We start from the raw sequence: 8,979 nt of genomic DNA, 5'->3' as shown, positions 1-8,979 counted from the left end.
CTGCGTGACGTCGCTTGGAAGCCACCATCGCCGCGCTTGTTCGCGGCCGGCAGCAACGGCTGACAAAGATGCCGCCATGGAGAGCGTTCTTCGGATTGCAGAGCGGCCTCAATACCGGTGACATTCGCGCCGCTGAGCCCGATCGCGCGTCGCCGACAGGCTGGCGCGTCACGTGTGGGTGAAGCGCAGGGCATCCTGCTGGACTTTCCGGTTTGGCGACACGGTGGACGCCTCATCGGCCTGATCACGGCAAGTGGCCGTTTTTCGATGAAAAAAAAAAAAAAAAAAAAGGACACGATGCCGCGCTGGGAGCCTGCACTTCCGGTGATGGCATCCGCATCGTTCCCGGCGGGTCCACCATTCGGCGGGCGCCTACGTGGCGCGCACCGTCGTCTGTATGCGCCGATGGCATCAACATCGGGCGTATGTAGGCGAGGGCACGCTCATCGATCTGCATGCGCTGGTGGGATCGTGCGCCCAGATTGGGGCGCGCGTGCACGTGAGCGCGGCCGCGCAAATTGGTGGAGTCATCGAGCCCGTGGGCGCGATGCCGGTGATTGTGGAAGACGACGTGCTTGTGGGTGGCAATACGGGGATTTATGAAGGCGCGGTGATCAAGCAGCGAGCCGTGATCGCCGCCGGCACGACGACAGGGCGCGGGCAAGCCGTGTCCTGCGTTCCTTTCGCGAAACGCCAGCGAGCGTGGGTGGCTCGTGGATGAGCAACCGCTTGCGGTCGGACGCTGCAACGTGATTGCAGGGTGCACCGCCGCCGAGAGGCCCGCGTCGTGTTGTCCTTCCACTTCGATTGCCGCCGTTATTCCCCAGTCGCCTTGTGGGCAGCAGGCTGTACGGGCGCGGCGCGTGTGATGCCAAAGGCATCCTGGCCGCGCAGGTGGCGGCGGCCGAGCGGGCACGGGCCGCAGGTCGTACGGACATCGGCTTGTTGTTTGTCGCGGGTGAAGAGCGCGGCAGCGACGGGGCCAGGGCCGCGAACCTGTGGCCGAACGCGTCGCAGTGGCTCATCAATGGTGAGCCGACCGACAATCGCCTCGGCCTCGCGACCAAAGGCGTCTATCGCGCGCGATTGACGGCCACCGGCCGCGCAGCGCACTCGAGCCTCCCGGAGCTTGGTGAATCCGCGATCGAGAAGATGCTCGACGCGCTGGTGTCTCTGCGCGAAGTGGAATGGCCGGCAGACGCCTTGCTGGGCCGCACCAACTACTCCGTAGGCCTCATGTCCGGCGGAGTGGCGCCAAACGTGATCCCTCCCAGTGCGGGCGCGGAGCTGATGTTCCGGACTGTTGGTGACTATCGTGAGGTGCGCGACCAACTGGAGGACGCCATCGGCTCGTGCGCAGTGATTGACGACGTGTTGGTGGTGCCGCCGGTGCGTTTGCACACGGTGCCGGGTTTCGAGACCGCAGTGTTTGCCTACACCACGGACGTACCGTTTCTTGACGCGTGGGGCACGCCGATGCTGCTGGGCCTGGTTCCATCACCGTGGCGCACACCGATGAGGAGCATCTCGATCCGCGGAGTTCCGCGCAGTGGATTGTTACCGAGTCGCTCATCGCGACGACGTGACGAACAGAGGGAATCGATGTGACATTTTGGCGTCTTGGTGGTCCATAGTAAGGAGCCTGAATGGACTCGCTCGATCACGAATCTGACGACCAGCTGGTGAACCAGGCGCGCGTCGAAGGCGGTGGCGATACCCGTCCGTTTGAAGAGCTGATTCGGCGGCACCAGGGCTTTGTCGTCGCCAATTGCCGGGTGATTACCAGATCGGCGGCCGACGCCGAGGACTTAGCGCAAGAAGTGTTCGTCAAGGCGTTTTTCGGGTTGAGGCGATTCGAGGGACGGGCGCAGTTCCGGACGTGGCTGAAGCGAATCAAGGTGAATCACTGCCTGAATCACCTGCGCAGGATTCAAGGGACGGTCATGATCGATATTGAAGACGCGGGGGAGGGCCACCGGGCGATGCACACGCCGCCAAGCGCTCATGCCGCACTGCAGGCGGCTGCCGAACATGATCGGCTCATGAGCGTTCTCGACGCGATGTCGGATACGCTCCGGATTCCGTTGATGCTGCGGGATGGGGACGGCCTGTCGTATGAGGATATCGCTGCCGAGCTCGGCCTCGGCCTCTCGGCGGTCAAAATGCGGATCAAGCGCGCGCGAGAGGACTGTCAGGCGGTTTGCCGACGCCGCCCGGGAGCCAGGGGCGTAGATGGGGCGACCAAGTCGACGACACCGAACCGGGCGAGCCGGTGACGGAGTTGAAAGACCTCGCCCTGGCCGTCGACGATCGCTTCCTGGTCGCAAAAGTGCGCGGCCGCATTGAGCGGCGTGCGTTGGCTGGTGAGTTTGTGGGCCTGGCGTGGACGGCCCCGATCATGATGCTGCTGGAGTTGCTTCGAGCGCCGTTCGAACTCTTCCGGGGCAAGCGGCGGATGTAGTGACGCCCGGATGGAACCGCGTTGACAAAATGCTGCAGCGGGTCGGCATTCGCCAATCGCTGAACGTGGCGCTGCCGCGCCTGGCCTACTTCATGTTGCTCCTGTTGTTCGCCCGCACGGCTGCCGACAACTTCGGACTGATGGCGATCTCGGATGGGATCGCCGCCATGTTCGGCTACCTACTCCAGCGTGGTCGCTGCCGTCCTGCTGATGGTGGTCGGCACGTCGGTGAGCCAGTTCGCGGGCCGAACTGTCGCGCAATCCGCCGAGGAATCCGGGATCGAGTTTGCGAAGCCGCTCGGAAGCCTCGTGTCGGGACTCATCCTGTTCATTGTCGGCGTCATGGCCATCGGGCAGTTGCGGTTCGACACCGAGATGGTGCGCATCGTGACTGTCTGCACGTTGTCCGGGCTGGCGCTGGCCTTCGGCCTCTCGGTGGGCCTGGGCAGCCGCGACATCACCCGCAACCTGCTGGCGGGATTCTACGCGCGCAAGATCTTCACCGCGGGAGACCCCGTCGAGATTCGAGGCGAGCGCGGTGTTCTCAAGGCCATCACGCCGACGCAGACCATCATTGAGCAAACGTCGGGCGTGGTCGTCGTGGCCAACACCGCGTTCCTCGACGAGACGATTCGTCACTAAGCCGCTGGCGTTTTTGCGACCAGGCGCCGGTACACGAACAGGATGAGCGCGGCACCCAGCGTCGCCGTGATGAAGCCCGCGGCCTGGCCGGATTCATACCATCCCAGCGCCCGTCCGAGGAACCCCGCCACCACCGCCCCGGCGATGCCCAGGGCCATCGTGACCAACAGGCCGCCAGGGTCGCGGCCAGGCATGGCGAGTTTCGCCAGCGCCCCGACGATCAAGCCGAACACAGCCCATCCAAGAATGCCAAGCATGCTGCCCTCCAGGTGAAGTCCAGGTTCGGCAGCCTAGCGGCTGCCGAACATCTTTCCAACTCTGTTCATAACATCGTCAACCACGGACCCGTCGCCATTCTGGTCGAGCATCGGGGTCAGCACCCCAAGAAGGCCGCCGCCCCCGGTGAAGCTGTTCAGAGAACCGGCCTGATGCCGGGCTAACGACCCCATGACCAGCGTGGCCGCGATGGGGAGCAACTTCTTCAACACGTCGGCGCTCAGTCCAGTCTGCGTCACCGCTTGGCTGGCCACCGCGCGGCTGGCGTCCTTGCTCCCCAGGATGTGTCCAAGGATTGCGCTGCCGTCGGCCACGGTTTCGGACTGCCCGAGGACCGACGAGTCGTCGATGTATCGGCTGTGGCCTCCGCTTCTGAGCGAACCGAGCAGGGCCTCGAGTCCGCCAGGCTGCATGGCGTTGGCATGCAGTCGCGCCGTCAGAGCCGGCACCAGCGCCGACAAAGCCGAACCGGCGTCCTCAGGCGACAGACCGACGGCTTTGCCGGCGTCACGCACCACTGAACCGTTCGTCCCGTTGAGAATCATCTCGAGGATGTTCATGGAATGCGCAGCACCTGTCCGGGTTTGATCTTGTCAGGATTCGTCAGTTGATCCTGATTCGCCTCGAAGATCTTTCATGGTAGGCTCCCGCATTGCCGAGCAACTCCTGGCGATCTTCCGAGGGTATCGCCAGGTTTCACCGTGTAGGTTCGGGCCGCAGGGGCCGAACTCGCAGTTCCAGCTGCTGCGGGCCGCACGACGATATCCGCCACGATGTCGTTCTGCCACGTGGGGATGGTCTTGATGGCCGTCCAGATCTCGTTCTTCTCGGCCTCGGTCGCCACGCTTCCCTTGAAGTGCAACTTCCCGCCGCGTTCCTCGGCGTTGCCGTCGAACTTCCCCTTGGCGGTCTGAATGGCATACGCGTACATGTCTCTCAATCCCATACTCACCTCTCGCGAATCGACCGTTGTGCTCTCTGCTGCCGGCGCCGGCACTATCGCCGCGCCAGCAGGTCCCGGATTTCAATCAGTAACAAGGCTTCCGCCGTTGGCGCGGCCGGCACGGCCGGCGCTTCCGCTTCCTTCTTCTTGGTGGCGTTCATCCCTTGACGACCATGAACAAGGCAAAGGCGACGATCAGGAAGTTCACGATGGTGTTGATCAGAACGCCAAGGCCGGGTCACCGCGCCTGCGGCAGCTTGGCGGCGGCCAGTGTGGCGTAGGGTCCCGGGAGTCGCGCCCTCCTGAGCATCACGAACTTGTCCGAGAAGTCGGCGCCGCCCAGCATCAGGCCAATCACGGGCATGAGCACGTCTCCGACAAAACTGGTCACGATGGCGCCGAACGCGACGCCGATGACGATGCCAACGGCCATCCACGACGTTGCCGCGCATGGCGAATTCCTTGAGTTCCTTCAACATGATGAGTGCGCTCTCTGTGTCCGGGTGTGGGGCCAGAACTTGACGGTGATGGCGGCAAACAAACGCGACGTCGTTCCGTTTGGTCCCTGTGGGCGGCTTGCTCTTGAACGTGTCCAGCAGATTCAAAGAGAGCTGCAGGCGCTCGGCTACCTTTGTTGTGAGCCCCACAGACACTGTGAGGCCATCCGACAGGTCGTCGGCCTTCCAGAGCGCGGAGGCCCCGTGCGTGATTGACGCCGTGGAGTCAGTTGGTGCGTCAGTTTTTCACTGGCGGTGATTGCCGCGTTAGTGCGGGCCGCGACGCCCGGAGTCTTCTCAAAGATGATGCCGATGCCGGCGTCGGCTGAAAATTGTGTGGTCTCGGTGTCGATCACCTTCAGTCCCGCGCCGACAGCGGGCGCCACCAGGTAATCGATTCGCTTGAACGTGTCGCGAAGGTAATCCACCTGGCCGAACACGGACACGGTTCGAAACCGAGTAATGGTCTCGCAGTCCAGCCAGACGATTTACGGTCGACAGCGACGGCGCCGTTCTGTTCACCCTTGAGATACAGCGCTTTCAACTCAATCACGTTGCGCGCTTTGGGCGTCCGTGTGATGTCGAACGTGAGGTTGTAGTTCAGCGTGTCGCTGTTCCCATTTGTGAGCGACAGGCCCACGCCGGCCGACCCTACCCACACCGGTGGCGGGATTGAGGCGCCCCTGCCGGTTGGGCCAATGCAGCCGTGGGGCACACCCACGCACGCGATCACCCAGAGGCCGTTCCATCAACTTGTCCATCCCCACCTAGACCCGGATTCTCCCGGAAAGTCACATGGCCGCGTGGGGCACTACGGACACCGAGCCACCCCCGCCCGGTTTCAATGGGCTGTCGGGAGGGCTCTGGCCGGAGGTCAGGCGCCCCGAGGAGTAAGATACCCGCCATGGTCCGTCGATGCTGGCTGCCGTTGTTACTGGCCGCTGCGGTTGTGGCAGTGGCGCCCGTTCGCACCGCACAGCCCGTCAAGGCCGCGCGAATTTCTGAGGGCGTCCAACCCATCAAGACCTATGGGTTTTCGGAACCCAACCCGGTGCCGATTCTGGTGAAGGACACCAGGTTGTATCCGTACCACGCGTTTGAAGGGTATGAACACGAAGGCACGCCGCGTGGAGTGGAAGGTCGTGACGCTTGAGAACGACCTGGTGGAAGTGTTTGTGCTGCCCGAGATCGGCGGCAAGGTCTGGGGTGCACGCGTCAAAAAGACCGGGCACGAATTCATCTATCGAAACGAGGTCGTCAAGTTCCGCAATATCGCCCTGCGCGGACCGTGGACCTCTGGCGGCATCGAGTTTAACTTTGGCGTCATAGGCCCACACGCCCGCCACGGCCACTCCCGGTGGATTACGTGCTCAAGCAGAACCCCGATGGAAGCGTCAGCTGCATCGTCGGCACGATGGACCTGCCCTCGCGCACGGAGTGGCGGTGGAGATCCGGCTGCCGGCCGACAAGGCATCGTTTGAAACGAACGTGCTGGGCACAACGGGACAGCGATCGAGCAGCCGTATTACAACTGGATGACGGCCGCGGCGTTCGCGAAAGACGATCTGGAGATGTCCATCCCAGGCAATGCGTATCTGACGCATCCGGGCGCGCGCGAATCGTGGCCCCGCGATGCACAGGATCGGTTCCTGCCGGTCTACAAGAACAACACTTTCGGGTCCAACAAGTCCTTTCACGTGGTTGGTGAACTCAAGGACTTGTTCGGCGGTTATTATCGCGACGCCCAGTACGGATTCGGCCACTGGGCCAGGCACGAAGAGATGCCCGGGCAGAAGTTATGGCTGTGGGCACTCTCGCGCGCGGGTGGCATCTGGGAAGACCTGCTGACCGACACCGACGGCCAATATGTGGAGTATCAGGCCGGACGGTTGCTGGTGCAGTTCACGCCGGATGCGCACGTCAATCCGATCACGCAGGCAGGTTTCGATCCCTTTGCGACGGATCGGTGGACAGAGACCTGGTTTCCGCTGGAAGGTCTCGGCGGATTGACGGATGCCTCGCGTGATGCCGCGATCTCGGTGCGAGAGGCCGGCGGTCAGTTGCAGATTGGCGTCAATGCGTTCGGACAGGCCTCCGATACGCTGCGGGTGTGGTCGGGCGGCACACTGGTGCTGGAACAACCAGTGAGGTTGGCGGCGCTCGAGCCGTTCACAAGAAGCGTGCCCCATGCGGCGGGCGCGCCGTATCGTGTGGAACTGCGCGGCCTGGGCGTGGACTATTCGTCCGACCCGGCTGAACGGACGCTTGCGCGTCCGTTCGAAACGGATGCCGCTGCCGTGGCGTCAATCCCTGAAGCCGACCGGCTGGTCTTTGAGGCGAAGGAACTTATTCAGGGCAGGCGGTATGAGCAGGCGAGACCGATGCTCGACGAGGCCCTGGTTAAGAGTCCGTGGCATCGCGGGGCCCTGCTTGCCATGGGAGACCTTGAGTACCGGCGCGCGGTCGATGCAGGCCTTGTGCAGGTGGTTCGAGCTTTGCGCCTTGACGCGTATGATGCCGAGGCGAACTTCGTCGCCGGCAACCTGTATCGCGCGCTCGCAAAGACCGCGGATGCACGCGAGCCGTTTGGCTGGGCCGCGCGTGCGCTGGCGTACCGATCGGCGGCGAATGTGCAACTGGCCGACCTGGCTCTGGTTCGCAGCGACCTGAGCGAGGCCGACCGGTACGCGCGCATCGCGATCGACTACAACCGGTTGAATTTGTCCGCGTGGCAGATCCTCGCGCTGGTGGGCCGCAAGACGGGCAACGCGACGCAGGCCTCGACGGCGGCTGCGCAATTGATCGAGTTCGATCCCCTGCACCACTTCGTGCGGGCGGAAGCCTATCTGTCCAAGCCTGGCGCGGGCACTTCTGCGGCGTTCCTGAACGGTTTGCGCAGCGAGTTCCCGGATCAGGTCTGTGCTGGAGTTGGCGATCGGGTACGCGAATCGCGGTCAGGCCGCGGATGCCATCAACCTCCTCGAGGCGGCCACGGCGAAGATGCGTAATCCGTTGCTGCGCGCGTGGCTGGCCTATCTCCAGAAAGACGCCTCGGCCCTGGGCGCCGCGGATGTCTCACTGGTATTTCCGTACCGGCTCGAAACACTGCCCGTCCTGACCTGGGCGGCGCAGCAGAACAATCACTGGAGCTGGACCTATCTGCGGGCGCTCAATCTGTGGGCGTTTGACCGGCTGCCGAAGCCGGAACGCCTGCTGACGCCCCTCGGCAACACTCCTGATGCGGCCGCATTCTACGTCTCCCGCGCACACCTCGTTGAGAAGGCCGGTGGGGATCCGGAGCCAGACCTCAAACGCGCCGAGACACTGGCCGGCACCGATCGCACCGTCCGAATCCCCTTGATCCAGCACTACCAGAAGCAGGCCAGATGGTCAGATGCCTTGGCCGCCTCAGCCCGCGCCCGACAGCAGTTTCCCAAAGACTTCAACCTGGCCCTGCTCCATGTGCGCTCTCGCTGTTGTCCCTCGAGCGCCCGACTGAGGCGCTTGCGATTGCTGAACGTCACGCGTGTGTTGCCTCAGGCACTCGCGCGAAACGCATCAGATGTGCGTGCGGGCGTATGGCTGCTGCGCTGGCCAGCTACAACGCCGGCCGATGGGCAGACGCTGACGACGCAATTTGACCTCGGCCCTCGAGTGGCCCGAGCGCCTTGGCGGGGGCAAGCCCTACGACCTGAGGGCGGCTGATCAGGTTCCTGCTCGGTCGCGTGGCGCAACGACAAGGTCTGACCGCCGAAGCACAATCCCAATTCGAAGCTGTCATCGCCGCGACGGGCGGTGGTGGCGGGAGCTCCCTCGAACTGCTGGCACTGGCCGCGCAGAAGTCGTTGGGACAGATGCCCGTCTCTGGAGACCTTGATGCCATCCTTCTCGCTCGCGCGCTTGCACTCCCCGTTCGGTAGCGTCGTCCGTTGGGCCGCGCTCGGCTTTGGCCGTGGGAACTGTGTCCCTGGGCCGCCGTGGTCTGGGCGACTGAGCCCCCATTTGTACGACCTCCATCGCGCGCCGGCCATCTCGAATGTGGTCGATGGCGTGACCTGCGAACCAGAAACTGGACGCCGTACCGCCGCGGGCTCGAAGGTGAGTCGTGGGGCAATCACCGTGCGGTTGTTGAGGTTGAGGCGGCCTCGCTTGGGGCCGGC

General features: G+C 63.8%; 18 protein-coding genes and 1 pseudogene. 12 read left to right on the top strand and 7 right to left on the bottom strand.

The window, feature by feature from the left end; all coding sequences use genetic code 11:
* Positions 1-14 precede the first annotated feature (14 nt).
* From IPL75_13875 to IPL75_13845, 7 genes are all read left to right on the top strand, one after another.
* A complete protein-coding gene (locus IPL75_13875; GenBank protein MBK9241310.1) occupies positions 15-182 on the top strand; it encodes a hypothetical protein in 168 nt (55 codons plus the stop codon).
* Positions 183-212: 30 nt separating this feature from the next.
* Positions 213-431, top strand: coding sequence for a hypothetical protein (locus tag IPL75_13870; protein MBK9241309.1), 219 nt, complete (start codon positions 213-215; stop codon positions 429-431).
* Positions 398-721 (top strand): hypothetical protein, encoded by a 324-nt coding sequence (locus IPL75_13865; protein ID MBK9241308.1) that lies wholly within the window; start codon positions 398-400, stop codon positions 719-721. The genes IPL75_13870 and IPL75_13865 overlap by 34 nt, the downstream gene beginning before the upstream one ends.
* Before the next feature lie 113 nt (positions 722-834).
* The gene (locus IPL75_13860; protein MBK9241307.1) at positions 835-1,608 is read left to right on the top strand and encodes a M20/M25/M40 family metallo-hydrolase; all 774 of its coding nucleotides are present in this window, start codon (positions 835-837) and stop codon (positions 1,606-1,608) included.
* 38 nt (positions 1,609-1,646) lie between these two features.
* Positions 1,647-2,276, top strand: coding sequence for an RNA polymerase sigma factor (locus IPL75_13855; GenBank protein ID MBK9241306.1), 630 nt, complete (start codon positions 1,647-1,649; stop codon positions 2,274-2,276).
* Positions 2,273-2,461, top strand: coding sequence for a hypothetical protein (locus IPL75_13850; GenBank protein MBK9241305.1), 189 nt, complete (start codon positions 2,273-2,275; stop codon positions 2,459-2,461). Before IPL75_13855 ends, IPL75_13850 begins: the two co-directional genes overlap by 4 nt.
* Positions 2,462-2,650: 189 nt before the next feature.
* The gene (locus tag IPL75_13845; protein MBK9241304.1) at positions 2,651-3,103 is read left to right on the top strand and encodes a mechanosensitive ion channel; all 453 of its coding nucleotides are present in this window, start codon (positions 2,651-2,653) and stop codon (positions 3,101-3,103) included.
* Here the strand turns inward: IPL75_13845 and IPL75_13840 are convergent.
* From IPL75_13840 to IPL75_13810, 7 genes and pseudogenes are all read right to left on the bottom strand, one after another.
* A complete protein-coding gene (locus IPL75_13840) occupies positions 3,100-3,360 on the bottom strand; it encodes a GlsB/YeaQ/YmgE family stress response membrane protein (protein MBK9241303.1) in 261 nt (86 codons plus the stop codon). The genes IPL75_13845 and IPL75_13840 overlap by 4 nt on opposite strands.
* 33 nt (positions 3,361-3,393) lie before the next feature.
* Positions 3,394-3,939 (bottom strand): DUF937 domain-containing protein, encoded by a 546-nt coding sequence (locus IPL75_13835; protein MBK9241302.1) that lies wholly within the window; start codon positions 3,937-3,939, stop codon positions 3,394-3,396.
* Positions 3,936-4,010 (bottom strand): LysM peptidoglycan-binding domain-containing protein, encoded by a 75-nt coding sequence (locus IPL75_13830; GenBank protein MBK9241301.1) that lies wholly within the window; start codon positions 4,008-4,010, stop codon positions 3,936-3,938. Before IPL75_13830 ends, IPL75_13835 begins: the two co-directional genes overlap by 4 nt.
* A gap of 3 nt (positions 4,011-4,013) precedes the next feature.
* Positions 4,014-4,325, bottom strand: coding sequence for a hypothetical protein (locus tag IPL75_13825; GenBank protein ID MBK9241300.1), 312 nt, complete (start codon positions 4,323-4,325; stop codon positions 4,014-4,016).
* A gap of 50 nt (positions 4,326-4,375) precedes the next feature.
* Positions 4,376-4,801, bottom strand: a pseudogene (gene mscL, locus IPL75_13820) (large-conductance mechanosensitive channel protein MscL).
* A 146-nt stretch (positions 4,802-4,947) separates the two neighbouring features.
* Entirely contained in the window at positions 4,948-5,265 is a 318-nt protein-coding gene (locus tag IPL75_13815; protein ID MBK9241299.1) for a DUF481 domain-containing protein, read from the bottom strand.
* Positions 5,178-5,459, bottom strand: coding sequence for a DUF481 domain-containing protein (locus IPL75_13810; protein MBK9241298.1), 282 nt, complete (start codon positions 5,457-5,459; stop codon positions 5,178-5,180). The genes IPL75_13815 and IPL75_13810 overlap by 88 nt, the downstream gene beginning before the upstream one ends.
* A gap of 264 nt (positions 5,460-5,723) precedes the next feature.
* Here IPL75_13810 and IPL75_13805 point away from each other — a divergent pair, with 264 nt between their 5' ends.
* The 5 genes from IPL75_13805 to IPL75_13785 are packed head-to-tail and all read left to right on the top strand — an operon-like array spanning position 5,724 to position 8,739.
* Complete coding sequence (locus IPL75_13805; GenBank protein ID MBK9241297.1) at positions 5,724-5,972, top strand: hypothetical protein; 249 nt, start codon at positions 5,724-5,726, stop codon at positions 5,970-5,972.
* Positions 5,926-6,300: a DUF5107 domain-containing protein gene (locus tag IPL75_13800; protein MBK9241296.1), complete on the top strand. Its 375-nt coding sequence runs from the start codon at positions 5,926-5,928 to the stop codon at positions 6,298-6,300. The genes IPL75_13805 and IPL75_13800 overlap by 47 nt, the downstream gene beginning before the upstream one ends.
* A 54-nt stretch (positions 6,301-6,354) precedes the next feature.
* A complete protein-coding gene (locus tag IPL75_13795) occupies positions 6,355-7,827 on the top strand; it encodes a DUF5107 domain-containing protein (GenBank protein ID MBK9241295.1) in 1,473 nt (490 codons plus the stop codon).
* A complete protein-coding gene (locus IPL75_13790; protein MBK9241294.1) occupies positions 7,739-8,524 on the top strand; it encodes a hypothetical protein in 786 nt (261 codons plus the stop codon). Before IPL75_13795 ends, IPL75_13790 begins: the two co-directional genes overlap by 89 nt.
* A 20-nt stretch (positions 8,525-8,544) precedes the next feature.
* Positions 8,545-8,739, top strand: a complete 195-nt coding sequence (locus tag IPL75_13785) for a hypothetical protein (GenBank protein ID MBK9241293.1) — start codon at positions 8,545-8,547, stop codon at positions 8,737-8,739.
* Positions 8,740-8,979: the final 240 nt, after the last annotated feature.

The organism is Acidobacteriota bacterium (genome assembly GCA_016716905.1).
Taxonomy (GTDB): Bacteria; Acidobacteriota; Vicinamibacteria; order Vicinamibacterales; family SCN-69-37; genus SYFT01.
This window is presented reverse-complemented; position numbering and strand designations above follow the sequence as displayed.